This is a genomic window from Pseudidiomarina aquimaris (assembly GCF_003987395.1).
Lineage (GTDB): Bacteria > Pseudomonadota > Gammaproteobacteria > Enterobacterales > Alteromonadaceae > Pseudidiomarina > Pseudidiomarina aquimaris.
The window spans coordinates 25,030-42,656 of sequence record NZ_PIPT01000002.1; the positions used below are offsets into that span (position 1 = coordinate 25,030).

A 17,627-nucleotide genomic window follows, 5' to 3' on the forward strand; every position below is an offset into this window, starting at 1 on the left:
ATTTCAACATATGTTAACGACGAACGGATCAACCCATTATGAGCGCTAGATTATTAATCGTAGAAGATGAAGTCGTCACCCGAAACACATTGACGCGCCTTTTCCAGCAAGAAGGCTATGACGTCTACGATGCTGCCGACGGCATGCAAATGCAACGTATTATGGCGCGTCAGCAAGTGGATTTAGTGATCATGGATGTCAATCTTCCAGGTAAAAGTGGTATCGAACTGGCAGAAAATTTTCGTGAAAACGAAAACGTCGGTTTAATCTTTTTAACCGGAAGAGATGCGGAAGAAGACCGCTTATTAGCCTTGGAACTCGGCGCTGACGATTACATTATCAAACCTTACAACCCGAAAGAGTTGTTGATGCGCGTACGCAACTTGTATCGCCGCATTGAAGCGCTGAAAAGCCAACAGAAAACCGTTGGCCATGACAGCGTGGTTTATGAGTTTAATGGCTGGCGTTTAGAAAGCGACAGTCGTTGCATGTTCTCGCCTGAAGGCAAAATGTTCCGCTTACCGAAAAGCGAATACCGCGCGATGGAGTTATTCCTGAGTAATCCTGGAAAAATCCTTGACCGCGAGACCTTAGTGAAGAAGATGCTCGACCGCGAGTTGCGTCCAAATGACCGTACGGTCGATGTGGCCATCCGTCGCATTCGTCGTCACTTTGAAGCGGATAGCACGTCACCGAATTTGATCACCACGATTCACGGTGAAGGCTATCGCTTTGTTGGCGAAGTGACCATCCGTCACCTCGACCAACCGTCGTTAAATTCTCCGGGCCTTTAACCAGGCCTCGATTTGGTGCTGGTGCGCGGGTAAATCTTTTTCCCATTGCACCAGCTCCTCTTCTGCTTCTTCCCAGCTCCACTGCTGTCGCTCTAACTTCTCCATGACTCGAGCGAGTTCGACCAGCCCCATAGAACGACACGCACCCTTAACGCGATGTGCCTGATTGCGCACCTCTTGTTCTTTGCGTTCTTTTACTAACCACTGCAGATGGTCCAGGTAACCACCAATATTATCGGCGAAGGTAGCATACATGTCTTGCATCCCCTCATCGCCCATGAGATCTGCGTATTGCTCAAGAAGATCTGTGTCTAGCATGATTCGCTTTCCTTGTACTGAGCCGATAAGGCCTATCGAAATTCTTTTCCCTAAAAACTGAACCTGATATGGCAAACTACCGTAATCAGGTTAAATCTTGTATACTATCGCCCCTTTTTCGGGATCTATTGTACTTTTTGTACTCAATGCAATGTTTGGAGCCGTAAACGCATGCCGACAGCTACACCAACAATGATGCCAGATATCGCCAATCAAACCAAAGCACAAACTGAAGGTGCGTTGGACTGGGTTGGCATGAGTAACATCGAAATGCCCTTGGTCGTTGGTGCGGCCAACGAACCGGAGCGCCCGGTAAGCGCGCTGGTCGACGCTTTTGTGAATCTGAAAGATCCAAAAGCAAAAGGCATCCACATGTCACGCTTGTATTTGCTGTTAGAAGACCTTTCTAACAACAACGTGCTCTCGCATCAGTCACTGAGCAAGCTACTACACGACTTTATTGATAGTCATGAAGGGCTCGCTGATCAAGCTTATGTGAAGTTTAGCTTTGATTACCACTTGCGCCGTAAAGCGCTGATCAGCAAAAAGCCTGGTTGGAAAGCCTATCCGGTCACCGTGATTGGCCGCTATGACCACGGTAAACTGTATTTACAGCTGGGTGTCGATGTCCCTTACTCGTCAACCTGTCCGTGTTCAGCAGCACTCGCGCGTCAATTGATTCAAGACGCATTCGCGGACCAGTTTGGTACCGACGCCGACGTCGATGCTGAAATGGTGCATCGCTGGTTAGGTACCACCCAAGGCATCGTGGCAACGCCTCATAGTCAGCGCTCCATCGCTGAAGTGAAAGTGGTGATGGGCGAAGAAATTTCTGAATTGCCAATTATTGCCTTAGTCGACGCCATTGAAGAAGCGCTGCAAACGCCAGTGCAAGCAGCAGTGAAACGTGAAGACGAACAAGAGTTCGCGCGCTTGAACGGCCAGAATCTTATGTTCTGCGAAGATGCCGCGCGACGCTTGCAACATGCGTTAAACCAGCACAAAGAATTTTCTGATTTCTGGGTACGTGTGAATCACTACGAGTCATTGCATGCGCACGATGCCGTAAGTATCACAACCAAAGGTGTACCTGGCGGCTTCAAGTCCTAATTTATCGACCTTCAAATCCGGCTGCTGTATACTAAGCGGCCGGATTTTTTTGTTTTAAAACCAACCCGAGTATCACATGGATTCAATTGATATCGTCGGCATCGGCAATGCGCTGGTCGACCAAGAGTTTGAAGTTACCGACCAGTTTTTAAGCCAGCATAAAATCGAGAAAGGCATGATGACCTTAATCGAAGACGCCGAGCAGGAAAAGCTCATTGCCGAACTTGCAAAGCGTGGCGAATTAAAGAAGCAATCAGGTGGCGGCTCAGCCGCTAACTCTCTCGTCGGCTTTAGCCAATTTGGTGGTAAAGCTTTTTACTGCTGTAAAGTCGCTGATGATCAAGCCGGTCAGTTTTATTGTGAAGACCTCGAAGAGGTTGGCATCACAACCAACACTGGTAACCAAAAGCATGAAGGTAAAACCGGTCGCTGCTTAGTTATGGTCACACCTGACGCCGAGCGCACCATGCGTACCTATTTAGGGATCACCGCGGACCTAAGCACCGCAGAGCTTGATGAAGATGCCATCGCACGCGCCGAATACCTTTATATTGAAGGTTATTTAGTGACTTCACCGATCGCCCGTGAAGCCATTGCACGCGCCAAAGAAGTCGCGCGCGCTAACGGGACCAAAATTGCCATGACCTGCAGTGACCCGGCGATGGTTAAGTATTTCCGCGACGGTATTGATGAAATCTTAAGTGGTGGTGTTGACGTTATGTTCTGTAACCATGAAGAGGCACGGATGTTAACGGGCACCGATGACGTACAAGCAGCGATGCAACAATTGCAACGCCACGCCAAACTGGTCGCCATCACGCTTGGCAAAGATGGTGCTCTGTTGGGCGACGGCACGCGTCAAGTCGCGGTACCAGGAATTCCGGTCAAAGCTGTCGACACCAATGGCGCAGGAGATATGTTTGCCGGCGCAATGATGTTTGGTTTAGTGCGCCGCTATCCATTATCGGCGTGTGGGTTGCTCGCGAGTCATGCGGCAGCGGCAGTGGTATCAAGTTTTGGTCCGCGTTTAAGTTTGGATCAACAGCAGCAGTTGCTCATTAAGCTCCAACACGAACCCGAATTCAGTTAAAAGACGTTGTTCGTGATTCGTACACTACGTTGTTCGTCCGCTGCGCTATTCGAAGAGTGAAACGGACGAAAAGCGAAGCGCACGAAGAGCGAAGCGCACGAAACACGAGGTTTTTATGTCAGATTACAAAGTTGCCGATATCAGTCTTGCCGACTGGGGTCGTAAAGAAATTTCCATCGCCGAATCAGAAATGCCGGCGCTCATGACCATTCGCCGCAAATACGCCGCACAGAAACCATTACAGGGTGCGCGAATCATCGGCTGTATTCACATGACCATCCAGACCGCAGTGTTGATCGAAACATTGATTGAGCTTGGCGCTGAAGTGCGTTGGTCATCGTGCAATATCTTCTCGACCCAGGATCATGCTGCGGCAGCGATGGCTGCGGCTGGCGTGCCGGTGTTTGCATGGAAAGGCGAAACTGAAGAAGAATACGAATGGTGCCTTGAGCAAACCTGTCACAAAGACGGCGAGTTGTGGGATGCCAACATGATTTTGGATGACGGCGGTGATTTGACCCTGTTGATTCATGACAAGTATCCGCAAATGCTCGACAAGGTTCACGGTATCACTGAAGAAACCACCACTGGGGTGCACCGTCTATTGGAAATGTTGAAGCACGGTACTTTGAAAGTTCCAGCTATCAACGTTAATGACTCAGTAACCAAGTCGAAGAACGACAACAAATACGGTTGCCGTCATTCACTTAACGACGCCATTAAACGTGCGACCGACCACTTACTTTCAGGTAAGAAAGCTTTGGTGATTGGCTATGGTGACGTGGGTAAAGGCTCTGCGGCAAGCTTACGCCAAGAAGGCATGATCGTACGTGTAGCCGAAATCGATCCTATCTGTGCGATGCAAGCATGCATGGACGGCTATGAAGTGGTCTCACCTTACCTCAACGGCGTGAACACCGGCGATGCAAGCGGCATCAACACAGAATTGCTGCAGATGATCGACTTGATCGTGACCACTACAGGCAACGTCAATGTCTGCGACCGCCACATGTTGGCAGCGTTAAAGTCAACGGCGGTGGTTTGTAACATCGGTCACTTTGACAACGAAATCGACACGGCTTACATGCGTAAAAACTGGCGTTGGGATGAGGTGAAGCCGCAGGTTCACAAAATCTACCGCAGCGATGACGACAACGACTATTTGTTGCTCTTGTCTGAAGGTCGCCTGGTTAACTTGGGTAACGCAACAGGCCATCCTAGCCGCATCATGGACGGTTCGTTTGCGAACCAAGTCCTAGCGCAGATTCATCTGTTTGAAGAGAAGTTTGCCGACTTGCCAGCTGACGCTAAAGCTGACAAACTGCGCGTTGAAGTTTTACCTAAACAGCTTGACGAAGAAGTCGCGCGCTATATGGTGCAGGGCTTCGGCGGTGTCATGACCCAATTGACACAAGAGCAGGCTGATTACATTCACGTAAATGTAGAAGGTCCGTTCAAGACCGACGAGTACCGCTACTAAAACGAATGGTTTAAACAATGACGCAAAAACAACCGGTAGTTACCTACCGTGAATTAACGGCCGCCGATCACGCGGCCGTTATTGAATTAGGCAACCGTGTCCACGGTGATAATTATCTCACCGAAGAGAACTTGGCAGATTATGTTGAGCGCGGCCAGTTGAATGGCGTCAACCTCAATTGGTTGGCGTTTGTCGATGGCGAGTTAGCGGGTATCCGTTTGACTTTTGCGCCAGGTAAGTGGGATATCGACGACTACTGCACACCGTCAAAGTGGCCCGTTGCCCCCGAGCAAATGTGTTATTTCAAGTGTGCCGCCGTTGCCGAAATCAGTCGTGGTTTAGGCGTCGGTCGCGGCCTTCTTGAGCGCTCTACCGCGGCTGCACAAGAGTTGGGCTGTAAAGCAGGCCTAGCGCATATTTGGATGCAAAGTCCAAATAATAGTGCATACTCTTATTTTACTCGCTGTGGCGGCGAGATGATCAACGAACATCCTGATCGTTGGTACGAGCTCTCTGTCCATGGCGGCTACCACTGCCCGGTCTGTGATGGTATTTGCCATTGCACCGCCGGCGAGATGATTTTACGTTTTGATACCTAAGAGCTAAGCCCCATGTACGACCCGCTTGTCGATGACTTTCCTGGCCCTGCACAACCGCATGTAAGAAGTTATTGGCAAGCGCAACATGGTGCGCAACTCGCGCAACTCCCGCCCACCCAAGCAGCGCTCCCCGAACATGCTGATATCATTGTCATTGGCGCGGGATACACGGGCTTAAATGCGGCTTTAGAACTCGCTGAACGCTATCAACAACATGTGGTTCTCGTCGAAGCGAATAAGCTTGGCTGGGGCTGTTCTACCCGTAACGCAGGCTTTGCGATGCCGGGCACCGGTCGACTTGGTTATGGTGATTGGGAAAAGCGCGTCGGTAGCGACGTTACGCGGGCAATTAAAGTCGAGTACGAGCGTGCTTTCGAGCGTTTAGAGCGCCATGTGGCAGCCTGCCCTGTAGGTTTACAAGCGCAACGCGGTGGCTATCTTAAGATCGCCCACAACCCGCAAGCGATTGATGGCCTACGCAGTAGTTATGAGATTCTCAAGCGATACGAACCCGCTACAAAATGGCTTGATGCGCCTGGCATTCAAGCCCGTGTTCACAGCCCACAAGCACACGCTGCCATTCACTATCCGCAAAGCTTTGGGCTCAATCCGCTGCTGCTCTTGGCGAGTGTGGCGCGGCAAGCTGCAAACGCAGGCGTTACGATTATTGAAGACGCACCAGTTAAGAAGTGGGACCAAGTTGAGCAGCTGCAACGTTTGCATACTGCCAAAGGTCGTATTTGCGCGCCCAAGGTCATTATCGCCACCAATGGTTATACCCCCAATCATTTGCACCCGAGTATCCATGGTCGCAGTCTACCAGTGCTCTCCAGTGTCATTGTCACACGCCCACTCAGTGCCGATGAAAAGATAGCTATCGGCCTGCATAGCACTGAATTGGTCATGGATACGCGAACGCTGAAATATTACTACCGCCTTTTACCAGATGGCCGTCTGCTATTTGGTGGCCGCGGTGCGATACGAGGCAAGGATGCGCATCATCCGCGCTATGCGCGTCATTTGTTAGAAGCGTTACAAGGGACTTTCCCTGCGTTAAAAGAACTCAGTCGTGAGCCGGTAGATTACTACTGGAGTGGTTGGGTTAATGTGGCGCTTGATAACTATCCGCGCATCTATAGTCCCGCCGAGGGCATCTATACCAGCATGGGTTACTGTGGTGCCGGTGTCACCTTTACCCAGCTCGCCGGCCAGCGTTTGGCAGAGCTAGCGATGGGAGAAGCGCTGCCAGCTCTGCCGTTTTACCAATCGGCTCTACCTAAATTTCCATTACCGCACTTGCGCCGTCTCGGCCAGTGGGGATTCTATCAGCTCGCGCGTTGGCGTAGCCTGTAACGCTCGATTACAGGCCAAACACCACTTTCTCGCTACTGAGCATCCGGCTAATCAGCTTCAGCAGTAGAATCGAGACCACGAAAGTTGCAAGTGCGCTCACGCCCATTGCCATCCACTGCAGGGGCTCACCTTTGATGATATCCAACAAGGCCTGGTGTTGCCCCGTTAGCGGTAGGTAGTAAAGGATTTGATGCTTAACCTTGGCAAACTCTACACCAAACACAACGAGCATCGGCGCCATCAGCAGCAACGAAATATAAGTCTGTGCTTCTTTGAAACTTTTCGCACGAAACGACACAAACAATTGCAATGCAGTGGCCAACAGCGCTAACGGTACGAGCAATAAAATAATCAGTAGGATCATCGGCCAAGCGAGAGAAATACTCATACCGATTTCGTGCAGTGGTAAAAACTTAAAGATGATCGGAATCAGAACTGCACTCAACAAGCCGCCGAACATGGCGAAGGCCGAAGCGGCAAGCGCTTTACCCCACACCAGTTGATTCGTCGTCAGCGGCTGCGATAACAGCAGCTCAAGTGAGTTGCGCTCACGCTCACCAGCACTGATGTCAATCGCCACGTTCATGCCTGAGAAAAAGACCGAAAGCAAAATAAAGATGAGTACACTCCCCATCAGAATCGCCGCTTTGGATTCTTTCGTTGCCGTATCATGCTTAACTAAATCAACGCCCTGGGTGATCCGTGGATCGATGCCACGCATCTGCAAACGTATGTAGCTTAATTGCTGGCTGTAATTTTCAACTGCCGACTCGACACGACGAATATCAGTACGCTGCTTCTGCGACGAAAAGTCAGCGGTCAAAGTGACTTTGGCTGGTTGCGCCGTGGCGATACTCTCGTCCCAGCCTTCAGCGATGGCCAAGACAATTGGCTGCTGTCCTGCCGGCCATGCTTCGTCACGCTGCACCACACCATTGCGTTCTAGATGCGCGACAAATGCTGGGGCAAATTCACTCCCTTCAATATCAATTTTGACATTACTGGTATCAGTTAACTGACTGATAAGAACATAAAACGCTACCGCCATAAGCAATGGCCCAAAGAAGGCGTACGACATCGCCGCCATCACCGAACGCTTGTCGCGTAGTGCGTCTTTAAGCTCTTTGCCGAAGACAATTTTTATGGGTGACTTCATGCCGCAATGCCCTCGTCCGTACCAATAATTTTTACAAAAGCTTCTTCCAACGCGCTTTCACCAGTTTGTTCGCAGAGTTCTGTTGGTGTGCCTTGCGCAGCAACCTTACCAGCTGCCACCACGACCACTTGATCACAGAGCGCGGCAACCTCTTGCATGACATGGCTTGAGAACAAGATGCTGGTGCCTTGGTCACGTAACTCGCGCAATAAGTCGCGTAAGATGCGCGTACTCATGACATCGAGACCACGACTTGGCTCATCCAAAATCAAATGCTTAGGACGGTGAACGATGGCCTGTGCCAGCGCAACTTTCATGCGCTGACCTTGCGAGAAACCCGTCGCGCGGCGATCGGCAATTGCATTCATGTCGAGACGCGCCAGTACTTCACTCACCGCCGCAGCACCGGCATCGCCATCGAGGCCGTGCAGCGTGGCAAAGTAGCTAATCTGTTCACGAGCGGTCAAACGCTCATAAAGACCAAATTTGTCTGGAAAGATACCTATTTTACGGCGCACTGCCAGAGGGTCTTTGTTGGCATCGACACCGTCGATAAGCGCTTCGCCACTGTCGGCTTTCAGCAGCCCATAGATGGTTCGTAAACAGGTGGTTTTACCCGCACCATTCGGTCCCAACAAACCTGTGATTTGTCCTTCCGGCGCACTAAATGTGAGGCCATCTAGAGCAGTCACTTTACCGAAGGCTTTTTGTAATGATTTTACTTCGATCATGGTGGCTCTCTTATAGTCCTTTACCGTTACTATTTAGAATGAATGGTTGTGCGCGCTGTTCGAGTAAACAGCTATCATCGAGCGCGGCAAGATCGAGATCTTTAATAAACTGCGCAGCTAAGCGATTGGCGCAGGTATGACCCACGATCGTGTGGGCACCGTTCGGTGCGATCAGATGGCGACTTTGGCTTAACGTTTCTGCCGCTAATTCGCCCCATGCAGGCGGTGTTACAGGATCAAGCTCGCCTGACAGAAGTAAAGTTGGCACCGCACTCGAAATCGGCTCAAACCAATCACTCGGGCGTTCTGCTTTAGGCCACACCGAACACATTTCGATAAAGGCATCAGCCGTGCGACTGCCGATAAAGGTGTTATTACCATCTTCAGCCAATAGCTCATCGCTCGCACGCGGCAAATCCTCGCTACACAACACGCTTAACGTTAACCCCATATAGAGTTCCGATTGCGCCATCGTCGTACCGAGTAAACCAGTCAAGGGGGTGTAATCGCCGTTCGCAGTTTGCTGAATAACATACGGCAGCATTTGGCGTGTAGTCGGGTGATAAAGCCCAACCCGCATGACTGAACTGAATCGTCCAGCGGTAATGAGAATATCTACCGGATCGTTGGTTAACGGATCACGCACCGTAAGCGGCACTGGCTCGCTTTCAAGCATGGTCATCAGCTCGGTATAAGTGCTATCGAGCTGCGGAAAAGTTTCGCTACAGGCCGCAGAGGCCGCGCAGTTGTCGAGTAACTTGGCGAACGAGCTCGCACCGTGACGACCGAATGGCCCTACCACCACCTGTACCGGTGCGAGGGCATCGAGTACCGCCGCGCGTACCGACTGAGGCGCCTCACGCAAATACACGAGGCCCGCTCGCGAACCATACGAACCACCGTATAAATTAACTTGTTCGTAACCCAGCGCCGCACGTACCGCTTCAAAATCACGGATGGCATTAACGGTATGATACTGCGTGAGATCACGATCCTGATAGTTCGCTAAGCAATCACTGGCGACCTTGGCAAGGTCAATGGCATCATCGGCTTTCACCAATTCTTCGACATGATTCAAGTCACACGCCAGAGGTGCCGACTGCCCAGTGCCACGCTGGTCAATCAAGAGAATGTCGCGCTGTTGGCGAACACTTTGGAAAATACGGTTGATCATGGCGGCAAGCTCGGTTGCTGCTTGCCCTGGGCCACCCGCTAAAATGAGTAAAGGGTCGGCCTTTTTGTTTTCACTTATCGCCGGTAAAACAGCAAAGTTAATTGCGAGCTTACGCCCTTCTGGCGCAGCATAGTTCTCCGGTACGGTTAGCGTACCGCATTCAACCCTCTCGGAAATATTTTCGAGATAGCATTGCTCACGTTGTAGCTCATACGTGCTCTGTGCCGCAGCGGCTGAAGCTTGCTCTTGCGCCAACAGTGAGGGAGAGAAGAGTCCTGCGAGGAGGAGCCAAGGCACCATGACTGTTTTCATGCATTGTTATCCATTTGTAATCAATGCATGCAGTCTAACGCTTTGCTTACCTTTTAAAAAGCCTAGAAACTGTAAATAAGTATGGCAAGAACTTTAGCGGATTAATTCTTAGCGGCGATACGTTCCTTCAGCGCCTGACCAATCGCAGTGTTGGTGTAGCCTTCGCTTGACGCCCATTCGAAATCACCTGCTTCTCGCAAGTCCTTAAGCGTGACACTACGTACAATAAACGAACCGACGTCTTGGGAATCTGTCTTCAACGCAAATTGAACCAATGATGCACCATTGCAGCGAATGCTTGTATACACATCGCGCATACGAATGCGTAACTCGCGCATCTTGTTTTGCAGACGCGTCGTGTCATTGTCGCGCACATACGCACAAAACACTAAGGCGATATCTTCAGATGCGAAGCGATACTGCACAGGTGCGGCGTTTGCAGGTAACGTTAGCATCGAAACTACCATTGCAGTGGCAAGTCCGTATGAAACGATTTTCAACATCAGAACGACCTTTATTTCCCCAAAAACAAAGTTATCCTACCCCGCCATTTCAGGGGTTACAACGGAATAAATTGTTAATGCGAGCGCTTCCATTTACCAATTCTTTACATGAAATCTGCGTAACTAACGGTCAGATAGTACCCGATCGTAAACTAACGTGCTGAAGCTATGTTCATTTTTCGCATCACTCGGGTGCTCGACTTGCTCCCTAAGCTGCCACTCGCCCGTTGCTTTGTAGTCAGGAAACCAAGTATCACCCGCAACACTCAGGTCGATCTCGGTGAGGTATAAACGCTGTGCATGCGGTAAAAATTCGTTATAAACATGCCCACCACCTATGATCATTAGCTCATCTGTTTCACCCGCAGCAGCAACCGCTTGCTCAGGACTGCTCACCCAAATCACGCCTTGTTCGTCGGTATGAGGTTGTTGATAGCGACGACTCAGCACAATGTTAAGGCGTCCAGGCAATGGGCGACCAATCGATTCGTAGGTAGCTCGCCCCATAACGACAGGCTTGCCAAGCGTGATGCGTTTGAAATGTTGAAGTTCGGCTGGTAGGTGCCAAGGCATGGCGCCACTCTTTCCGATGACACGGTCCTTGGCCATAGCTGCAATCAAAGCAATCCGCATAACACCCCCAAGTGCGTTGTTGGCTATTCGCTGTTTGCTGTTTGTTTAAACAAATAGCGAACGCAGTGAGCGTGCGAATAGCGAACAGCAAACAACGGTTTTTATTTTTGGTAAATGACTTCTACGTCGTAATCGTCGTCGTCAAAGTCATCATCATCGTCATCATCGTCGTAGCCGTCAAGCTGCTCTTGATGATACGTGTCCCATTTAAACTCAGTCGTTTGCTGCGCTTGCTCTGCTTCTTCTTCAGCACTCGGCTTCGGCAAGTGCTCAAGATAGGTCATGATCTCTTTGCACAATTGTTCCGTGCCCTTTTTGCTCAGCGCTGAGATTTTGTATACTGGGCCGTCCCAGTCCAGGGCTTCTTTGAGCTCTGCCAGACGCTCTTCAGCTTCTTCGTCCGTGAGCAAATCAACTTTATTGACAACCAACCAGCGTGGTTTTTCGGCCAATTTAGGGCTGTATTTTTCCAACTCGTTGACGATGGTAACCGCTTGCGTACTTGGATCGGTGCCGTCATACGGTGCGAGATCAACCAAGTGCAATAAGAGACCACAGCGCTCAAGGTGCTTAAGGAATTGAATACCCAAGCCAGCTCCCTCGGCGGCGCCTTCAATCAAACCAGGGATATCGGCGATAACGAAACTGGCATGTGGTACCGGACGCACGACACCAAGGTTCGGCACGAGTGTGGTAAACGGATAGTCGGCGACCTTCGGTTTCGCAGCTGAAACAGAGCGTATAAAAGTCGACTTACCGGCGTTGGGCATACCCAGCAGGCCAACATCAGCCAACAGCATCAATTCGAGTTTAAGAGTACGAACTTCCCCAGGCGTGCCATTGGTTTTTTGGCGCGGCGCACGGTTGGTGCTGCTTTTGAAGCGCGCGTTGCCAAGACCGTGAAAGCCACCTTTAGCGACCATACGGCGCATGCCATGCTTGGTTAAATCACCAAGGGTTTCTCCGGTTTCTTGATCCGTTGCGCGGGTACCTACTGGCACCTTGAGAATAATATCTTCGCCACGTTTACCGGTACAGTTTTTACCCATACCGTTCTGGCCACGCTGGGCCTTGTGGATATGTTCAAATTGGTAATCGAGCAAGGTATTTAGGTTTTCATCGGCTTCTAGATAAACGTCACCGCCATCACCACCGTCACCACCATCGGGGCCACCTTTTGGGATGTATTTTTCACGACGAAAACTGACAACGCCGTTACCACCGTCGCCCGCTTCTACGCGAATTTCTGCTTCATCTACAAACTTCATCTTAAAACCTTACCTGCTGATATTAAAAAACCCCGCCACAAAGGACGGGGTTTCTTTGTCTTGCGTTAGCGCGACTGAAACTTATTCAGTAACGATGCTAACGTATTTGCGGTTCTTAGGACCTTTCTCCGCAAAAGAAACTTTGCCGTCCGCTTTAGCGAACAAAGTGTGGTCACGACCGATACCTACGTTGTCACCAGCGTGGAAACGAGTACCACGTTGACGAACGATGATGCTACCTGCCAATACTGACTCACCACCGAAGCGCTTTACACCCAGACGTTTACTTTCTGAGTCACGACCGTTTTTGGTTGAACCACCAGCTTTTTTGTGTGCCATGTGTCGTTACTCCTTAATTAACCGTTAATACCAGTGATTTTCACTTCAGTGAACCACTGACGATGACCTTGATGTTTCATGTGGTGCTTACGACGACGGAACTTGATGATGTTCACTTTGTCGGCACGACCATGGTTGACCACTTCCGCTTTAACGGATCCACCAGAAACAAAAGGCGCGCCGATTTTCACGTCGTCACCGTTCGACAGCATTAATACTTGGTCGAACTCAACCACATCACCGGTGGCTGCTTCCAGCTTTTCCAGGCGGACGATTTGGCCTTCAGTAACACGGTGTTGCTTACCGCCACTTTGGAATACTGCGTACATAAATTTCTCCGATTCGCTCTTACGAGCACGTTTAGTTTTAAATCAGGGCGCGAATTATAAACAAACTCCCTGCGGGAGTAAAGGCCTAAAAGCGTTGTTTGCTATTCGCTGTTCGCACGCTCGCTGTGCTCGCTTTTTGTTTAAACCAACAACAAACAGCGAACATCGAGCAACGGTTTTTACGAAACACGATCTGTGGCTATGTCGGCTAGTGCGTGTAGCGCATCGCGGTACTCTGATGCCGGTAGCGCTGCTAACTGTTGTTGCGCCAGCTCCGCTTCCTTGAGCGCACGTTCACGGGTGTAATCGAGTGCGCCAGTGCGTTGCATCGCTTTCAGAATCGTCTGCAGGTGCTCACGGCCGTCGCCTTGTTCGATGGCGCCGCGAATCAGTTGTGCTTCTTCTGCGTTACCGTGCCACATCGCGTACAGTAACGGCAGCGTCGGTTTACCTTCAGCAAGGTCATCACCGGCCTGTTTACCCATGACTTCGCTGTCTGCCGTGTAATCAAGTAAGTCGTCTACCAATTGGAACGCGGTGCCAAGATGACGTCCGTAAGCTGTGAGTGCGGCTTCTACGGTGTCGCTCTCGTTGGCAAGCACGGCTCCCAGTTGGGTTGCGGCTTCGAACAATTTGCCGGTCTTGCCGTAAATGACGTCGAAATAGCTGGCCTCGGTGGTGTCGGGGTCGTTGCAGTTCATCAGCTGCAGGACTTCACCTTCAGAGATGATATTGGTCGCGTCGGCGAGGATCTTCATGACTTTCATGGAATCCAGCGTCACCATCAGTTGAAACGCGCGTGTATAAAGAAAGTCCCCTACCAATACGCTCGCCTCGTTACCAAACACAGCGTTGGCGGTTTCTTTGCCGCGACGCAATTCTGAGGCATCGACCACATCGTCGTGCAACAAAGTCGCGGTATGGATAAACTCGATAATGGTGGCTAAGGTGAGATGCCCTTGCCCTTGATACCCTGCAGCACGCGCTGCAGTCACCGCCAGTAGCGGACGCAAGCGCTTGCCACCACTATTGACAATATAGAGACCGAGCTGGTTAATAAGCGCAACATCGGACTGCAGTTCCTGCCCAATCAGCTGGTTAACACCGCGCATATCGGCAGCCATTAGCGCATTAATTTCAGATAACTTCATTCTGCTTCGCTAGCTATGGTTTAAGGTTAAGATTTTACAAAGAAAAGCGAGTAAAAGTCCAGCAACAACACCTCCCGCATGGGCGGCGAAAGCGAGTCCACTGAACTCCGGTAAGGTGAAAATGTCGTACACAACTTTACCGCATACGCCGATTAATATCAGCGCGCCAAGCCAGCGCTTTTGCAGGGTGTCGGTGAGTGCGCAATAGGCGAAAAGACCATAAAGCGTGCCCGAGAAACCGGCATAAAAACGCACTTGGGGGTCAAAATAGACTTGCGCCAAACTACTACTCAACATAATTAAAGGTACGCCGAGCCAACGTCGCCAGCCTTGTTGGTGATCGATAAAGAGCGCCCAGCAAACTAATAAGCCCAGCAGGTTTAAACCTAAGTGCTGCCAATCATGATGCACTAGCTGTCCAGTGAGCAACTGCCAAAGTTGCTCGCCGGCGACAAAGCTCTCGCGGTCGAGTTTCAGCGCTTGCAGTGTGGCTGCTGGTAGCAGCATTATCAGTGTCAACAAGAGCATCACGCTCAGTGTGGGGAACACCGCCCGCGGTTGACTGGGAATCGATAGACCGAACAGAACCATAAAGTACGAACCTTGATACTTACGACGCGCTGCTTCACTTACAAAAACGCCGGGCGCTTTGGCAGCGAACCCGGCGTCGAATGTTTATCCGTTTTGGCTTCGACTTACTTAACGAAGTCTAAACCAGTCTGGATATCACCTTTCAGTCCGTCAAGCATTGCAGCTTTGGCTTTTTCTTCAAAAGCGCTCAGCTCGCCATACGGTAAAATTTCTTCGATACCGTTTTTACCTAAACGTACAGGGTGTGCGAAGAACAATGCGTCTTGGCCGTCGGTTTCAACGTAGGTGCATTCTACAACGCTGTTGTCGCCTTCGAGAGCTTTAACCAATGACAAGCAGAAACGTGCCGCTGCCTGCCCCATTGAAAGGGTCGCTGAGCCGCCGCCAGCTTTGGCTTCAACAACTTCAGTACCGGCATTTTGGATGCGGTGCGTCAACTGTTCGATTTGCTCGTCAGTGAAGCTCAAACCGGTCTGTGACAGCAATGGCAGGATGGTGGTACCGCTGTGACCGCCGATAACTGGAACTTGCACTTCTGACGGGTTCTTACCGTGGATTTCCGCAACAAAGGTTTCTGCACGGATCACGTCAAGCGTGGTCACACCGAACAGTTTGTTTTTGTTGTAAACGCCTTTTTTCTCAAGCACACGCTTGGCAATGGCAACGGTGGTGTTCACTGGGTTGGTGATGATACCGACACAAGCGTTCGGGCAGTTGTCAGCGATGGCTTCAACCAAGTTGGCAACGATGCCAGCATTGATGTTGAACAGGTCAGAACGGTCCATGCCAGGCTTACGTGGAACGCCTGCAGGGATCAACACAATGTCAGCGCCAACCAATGCTGGAGCTAAGTCATCTTTACCGTAGCCTTTCACGTCTACGGCAGTTGGGATGTGGCTGAGATCAACAGCAACACCTGGTACTACCGGCGCTACGTCGTACAGCGCCAACTCAGATCCAGCAGGTAATTGGGTTTTCAAAAGTAATGATAGTGCTTGGCCGATTCCGCCAGCTGCACCTAAAACTGCAACTTTCATCTCAGACTCCATCCAGTTGTTGGGTTGGGGAAAATTTTGGTGCCGAAAGACTACTGCAAAACCGCCGAAATTACAACCAAGAAGGCGCTAGCTAGGCGTTTTGGCACAAGTGCGATAGACTGTCCTTTTGGTCGTGAAAGAAGAAAAATAAGAGGCAGCAGCGGAACATGGCAAGTGCGAAATCAGATGCAATGATCGAAACCTTTAAAGGCTTACTCAAAGAAGAGCGCTACGGCTCGCAAAGCGAGATTGTAGAAGCGATGAAGGCTCGTGGCCACGATAATATAAGTCAGTCAAAGGTCTCCCGTTTGCTGTCAAAGTACGGTGCGGTTCGCACCCGCAATGCACGACAAGAAATGGTCTATTGCTTGCCGGCCGAGCTTGGCATTCCTTCGACACGCGCACCATTATCCCAGCTTGTTTTAGATATTCAGCATAATGATGTAATGGTGATTATTCGCACGTCGCCGGGTGCGGCACAACTGATTGCGCGCTTGCTGGACTCGGTCGGGAAAAAAGAAGGCGTGCTCGGTACTATCGCTGGTGATGACACTATTTTTATCGCGCCGGTGAAGGTTTCCGATATTGATTTTACCCTGCAAAAAGTGCGCGAGTTGTTTGAGAGCGTTACGTAGCCCGTGGTTCTACCACGGGTCCAACCTGACATTTCAAAGATGTGCGTTCAATTCGACATACCCCGTGGTAGAACCACGGGCTACAGCTTGTTTAAAAAGTCGATAGAAGGGACGAAATAGGCGGCGTTAGTGACAGCTTCGGTGTAGTCCAGAAGCGGGTCATAATCACCGTTATCGTCTTCGTAGTAGCGCTGCTTCAGCCAGCGCACCACATCAAGCGGTCGAGCGGTAAAGTACATAGCAAGTAAGCCCTGCTCCCGCATGTCACCCCACGGCATATTCTGCCGCAGCATTTGTAACGGCTGTTCTTTGTCGTCCTGCATTTTGGCTTTCTGCGCATGAGTGACCATGTGCAAACCTGCCTCACTGATTTTTTCGCCCGTTAATTTCTTGCGGCCGATGACAAATTCTTGCATCTCTTGCGTCATTTGCTCCCAACGCCGCAGGTCATGGCGGAATTTCTGCACGAACAAATAACTGCCGTTAGCGAAATCCGCGTCATCGTCGGCATGAATTAACGCCAGTTGCCTGCGTCGAATCCCGCGTGGGTTTTCAGGAGCATCGATAAAGCCGGTAAGGTCGCGACCGTCCATAAAGCGAAAGGTAGGGACCTGCTCGGTTAGCTCAACATCGTGCCCGAGCCACTCAAGGATGGCGCGGGCGCTGTGGTAGTTCACATCAAAACGATCAGAGCGCAGGGTCAGCAGCAAATCAACAGGTTCGCGCGGTGCTTGGCGGTCGCCATCACGGAGGTCGGGAAATTGACCGAGTTGGGGCGGCCTTTGATTGGGGTAGAGAATGTCCCAATAATCGCTGCCGATAGCCACATAACCACTAAGTAAAGCTTCGGAAAAGCGTTCATCGAGCTCTTCAATTAGCGCTGGAATACGGGCAAGCTTACGGCGCATGTTCTCGACGTCGTCGGTCATGACGTTGAGTAACATGGTCAGGCCGTGCAAATTAGGTTCGGCGTAGATGCCTTTTTGCGCTTGTGCCATGCGTAGTCCTTTATCGTTGTTCGTTA

20 protein-coding genes are annotated in these 17,627 nt (G+C 50.7%); 7 read left to right on the plus strand and 13 right to left on the minus strand.

Features of this window, described 5'->3' with window-relative positions; genetic code table 11:
- The first annotated feature begins 38 nt into the window (after positions 1-38).
- On the plus strand, positions 39-794 hold the full coding sequence (locus CWE21_RS03110) for a response regulator (protein ID WP_420821122.1): 756 nt from the start codon (positions 39-41) through the stop codon (positions 792-794).
- Here the strand turns inward: CWE21_RS03110 and CWE21_RS03115 are convergent.
- Positions 774-1,112, minus strand: coding sequence for an Hpt domain-containing protein (locus tag CWE21_RS03115; RefSeq protein WP_126833018.1), 339 nt, complete (start codon positions 1,110-1,112; stop codon positions 774-776). The two genes, CWE21_RS03110 and CWE21_RS03115, sit on opposite strands and share 21 nt — an antisense overlap.
- Positions 1,113-1,283: 171 nt before the next feature.
- Between CWE21_RS03115 and folE2 the strand changes: the two genes are divergently transcribed.
- From folE2 to CWE21_RS03140, 5 genes are all read left to right on the plus strand, one after another.
- Positions 1,284-2,222 (plus strand): GTP cyclohydrolase FolE2, encoded by a 939-nt coding sequence (gene folE2 / locus CWE21_RS03120; protein WP_241970208.1) that lies wholly within the window; start codon positions 1,284-1,286, stop codon positions 2,220-2,222.
- Positions 2,223-2,298: 76 nt separating this feature from the next.
- The gene (locus CWE21_RS03125) at positions 2,299-3,312 is read left to right on the plus strand and encodes an adenosine kinase (protein WP_126833019.1); all 1,014 of its coding nucleotides are present in this window, start codon (positions 2,299-2,301) and stop codon (positions 3,310-3,312) included.
- A 115-nt stretch (positions 3,313-3,427) separates the two neighbouring features.
- Entirely contained in the window at positions 3,428-4,792 is a 1,365-nt protein-coding gene (gene ahcY / locus CWE21_RS03130; protein ID WP_126833020.1) for an adenosylhomocysteinase, read from the plus strand.
- 17 nt (positions 4,793-4,809) lie between these two features.
- On the plus strand, positions 4,810-5,391 hold the full coding sequence (locus CWE21_RS03135) for a GNAT family N-acetyltransferase (RefSeq protein WP_126833021.1): 582 nt from the start codon (positions 4,810-4,812) through the stop codon (positions 5,389-5,391).
- A gap of 12 nt (positions 5,392-5,403) precedes the next feature.
- Positions 5,404-6,744, plus strand: coding sequence for an NAD(P)/FAD-dependent oxidoreductase (locus tag CWE21_RS03140; RefSeq protein ID WP_126833022.1), 1,341 nt, complete (start codon positions 5,404-5,406; stop codon positions 6,742-6,744).
- Between the two features lie 7 nt (positions 6,745-6,751).
- Here CWE21_RS03140 and CWE21_RS03145 read toward each other — a convergent pair whose 3' ends face one another.
- The 11 genes from CWE21_RS03145 to mdh form a co-directional block, all read right to left on the minus strand.
- Positions 6,752-7,900, minus strand: a complete 1,149-nt coding sequence (locus tag CWE21_RS03145; RefSeq protein WP_126833023.1) for an ABC transporter permease — start codon at positions 7,898-7,900, stop codon at positions 6,752-6,754.
- Positions 7,897-8,631: an ABC transporter ATP-binding protein gene (locus CWE21_RS03150; protein ID WP_126833024.1), complete on the minus strand. Its 735-nt coding sequence runs from the start codon at positions 8,629-8,631 to the stop codon at positions 7,897-7,899. The genes CWE21_RS03145 and CWE21_RS03150 overlap by 4 nt, the downstream gene beginning before the upstream one ends.
- A 10-nt stretch (positions 8,632-8,641) precedes the next feature.
- A complete protein-coding gene (locus CWE21_RS03155) occupies positions 8,642-10,117 on the minus strand; it encodes an alpha/beta hydrolase (protein ID WP_126833025.1) in 1,476 nt (491 codons plus the stop codon).
- A gap of 101 nt (positions 10,118-10,218) precedes the next feature.
- Positions 10,219-10,620: a DUF3718 domain-containing protein gene (locus CWE21_RS03160; protein ID WP_126833026.1), complete on the minus strand. Its 402-nt coding sequence runs from the start codon at positions 10,618-10,620 to the stop codon at positions 10,219-10,221.
- A gap of 123 nt (positions 10,621-10,743) precedes the next feature.
- Positions 10,744-11,253, minus strand: coding sequence for a type 3 dihydrofolate reductase (folA, locus tag CWE21_RS03165; protein WP_126833027.1), 510 nt, complete (start codon positions 11,251-11,253; stop codon positions 10,744-10,746).
- 101 nt (positions 11,254-11,354) lie between these two features.
- Entirely contained in the window at positions 11,355-12,521 is a 1,167-nt protein-coding gene (cgtA, locus tag CWE21_RS03170) for an Obg family GTPase CgtA (protein WP_126833028.1), read from the minus strand.
- A gap of 81 nt (positions 12,522-12,602) precedes the next feature.
- On the minus strand, positions 12,603-12,860 hold the full coding sequence (gene rpmA / locus CWE21_RS03175) for a 50S ribosomal protein L27 (RefSeq protein WP_126771528.1): 258 nt from the start codon (positions 12,858-12,860) through the stop codon (positions 12,603-12,605).
- A gap of 17 nt (positions 12,861-12,877) precedes the next feature.
- Positions 12,878-13,189 carry a 50S ribosomal protein L21 gene (rplU, locus tag CWE21_RS03180; RefSeq protein ID WP_126833029.1) on the minus strand — a complete coding sequence of 104 codons (312 nt, stop codon included), beginning with the start codon at positions 13,187-13,189 and terminating at the stop codon, positions 12,878-12,880.
- A gap of 179 nt (positions 13,190-13,368) precedes the next feature.
- Positions 13,369-14,340: an octaprenyl diphosphate synthase gene (ispB, locus tag CWE21_RS03185; protein WP_126833030.1), complete on the minus strand. Its 972-nt coding sequence runs from the start codon at positions 14,338-14,340 to the stop codon at positions 13,369-13,371.
- Between the two features lie 9 nt (positions 14,341-14,349).
- On the minus strand, positions 14,350-14,931 hold the full coding sequence (rrtA, locus tag CWE21_RS03190; protein ID WP_126833031.1) for a rhombosortase: 582 nt from the start codon (positions 14,929-14,931) through the stop codon (positions 14,350-14,352).
- A gap of 104 nt (positions 14,932-15,035) precedes the next feature.
- Positions 15,036-15,968 carry a malate dehydrogenase gene (gene mdh, locus CWE21_RS03195; protein WP_126833032.1) on the minus strand — a complete coding sequence of 311 codons (933 nt, stop codon included), beginning with the start codon at positions 15,966-15,968 and terminating at the stop codon, positions 15,036-15,038.
- Between the two features lie 167 nt (positions 15,969-16,135).
- On the opposite strand from mdh, the gene argR reads away from it, so the two are divergent.
- The gene (gene argR, locus CWE21_RS03200) at positions 16,136-16,603 is read left to right on the plus strand and encodes a transcriptional regulator ArgR (RefSeq protein WP_126833033.1); all 468 of its coding nucleotides are present in this window, start codon (positions 16,136-16,138) and stop codon (positions 16,601-16,603) included.
- A gap of 80 nt (positions 16,604-16,683) precedes the next feature.
- Here argR and CWE21_RS03205 read toward each other — a convergent pair whose 3' ends face one another.
- The gene (locus tag CWE21_RS03205) at positions 16,684-17,601 is read right to left on the minus strand and encodes a Dyp-type peroxidase (protein WP_126833034.1); all 918 of its coding nucleotides are present in this window, start codon (positions 17,599-17,601) and stop codon (positions 16,684-16,686) included.
- Positions 17,602-17,627 lie beyond the last annotated feature (26 nt).

Excerpts from the sequence above, each read along its gene's own strand:
- CWE21_RS03115 (WP_126833018.1), bottom strand. The coding sequence starts at position 1,112 with ATGCTAGACACAGATCTTCTTGAGCAATACGCAGATCTCATGGGCGAT.
- folE2 (WP_241970208.1), top strand. The coding sequence starts at position 1,284 with ATGCCGACAGCTACACCAACAATGATGCCAGATATCGCCAATCAAACC.
- CWE21_RS03150 (WP_126833024.1), bottom strand. The coding sequence starts at position 8,631 with ATGATCGAAGTAAAATCATTACAAAAAGCCTTCGGTAAAGTGACTGCT.
- rpmA (WP_126771528.1), bottom strand. The coding sequence starts at position 12,860 with ATGGCACACAAAAAAGCTGGTGGTTCAACCAAAAACGGTCGTGACTCA.
- ispB (WP_126833030.1), bottom strand. The coding sequence starts at position 14,340 with ATGAAGTTATCTGAAATTAATGCGCTAATGGCTGCCGATATGCGCGGT.
- CWE21_RS03145 (WP_126833023.1), bottom strand. The coding sequence starts at position 7,900 with ATGAAGTCACCCATAAAAATTGTCTTCGGCAAAGAGCTTAAAGACGCA.
- CWE21_RS03205 (WP_126833034.1), bottom strand. The coding sequence starts at position 17,601 with ATGGCACAAGCGCAAAAAGGCATCTACGCCGAACCTAATTTGCACGGC.
- mdh (WP_126833032.1), bottom strand. The coding sequence starts at position 15,968 with ATGAAAGTTGCAGTTTTAGGTGCAGCTGGCGGAATCGGCCAAGCACTA.
- argR (WP_126833033.1), top strand. The coding sequence starts at position 16,136 with ATGGCAAGTGCGAAATCAGATGCAATGATCGAAACCTTTAAAGGCTTA.
- CWE21_RS03140 (WP_126833022.1), top strand. The coding sequence starts at position 5,404 with ATGTACGACCCGCTTGTCGATGACTTTCCTGGCCCTGCACAACCGCAT.
- ahcY (WP_126833020.1), top strand. The coding sequence starts at position 3,428 with ATGTCAGATTACAAAGTTGCCGATATCAGTCTTGCCGACTGGGGTCGT.
- folA (WP_126833027.1), bottom strand. The coding sequence starts at position 11,253 with ATGCGGATTGCTTTGATTGCAGCTATGGCCAAGGACCGTGTCATCGGA.
- cgtA (WP_126833028.1), bottom strand. The coding sequence starts at position 12,521 with ATGAAGTTTGTAGATGAAGCAGAAATTCGCGTAGAAGCGGGCGACGGT.
- CWE21_RS03160 (WP_126833026.1), bottom strand. The coding sequence starts at position 10,620 with ATGTTGAAAATCGTTTCATACGGACTTGCCACTGCAATGGTAGTTTCG.
- rrtA (WP_126833031.1), bottom strand. The coding sequence starts at position 14,931 with ATGGTTCTGTTCGGTCTATCGATTCCCAGTCAACCGCGGGCGGTGTTC.
- CWE21_RS03135 (WP_126833021.1), top strand. The coding sequence starts at position 4,810 with ATGACGCAAAAACAACCGGTAGTTACCTACCGTGAATTAACGGCCGCC.
- CWE21_RS03155 (WP_126833025.1), bottom strand. The coding sequence starts at position 10,117 with ATGAAAACAGTCATGGTGCCTTGGCTCCTCCTCGCAGGACTCTTCTCT.
- CWE21_RS03110 (WP_420821122.1), top strand. The coding sequence starts at position 39 with ATGAGCGCTAGATTATTAATCGTAGAAGATGAAGTCGTCACCCGAAAC.
- CWE21_RS03125 (WP_126833019.1), top strand. The coding sequence starts at position 2,299 with ATGGATTCAATTGATATCGTCGGCATCGGCAATGCGCTGGTCGACCAA.
- rplU (WP_126833029.1), bottom strand. The coding sequence starts at position 13,189 with ATGTACGCAGTATTCCAAAGTGGCGGTAAGCAACACCGTGTTACTGAA.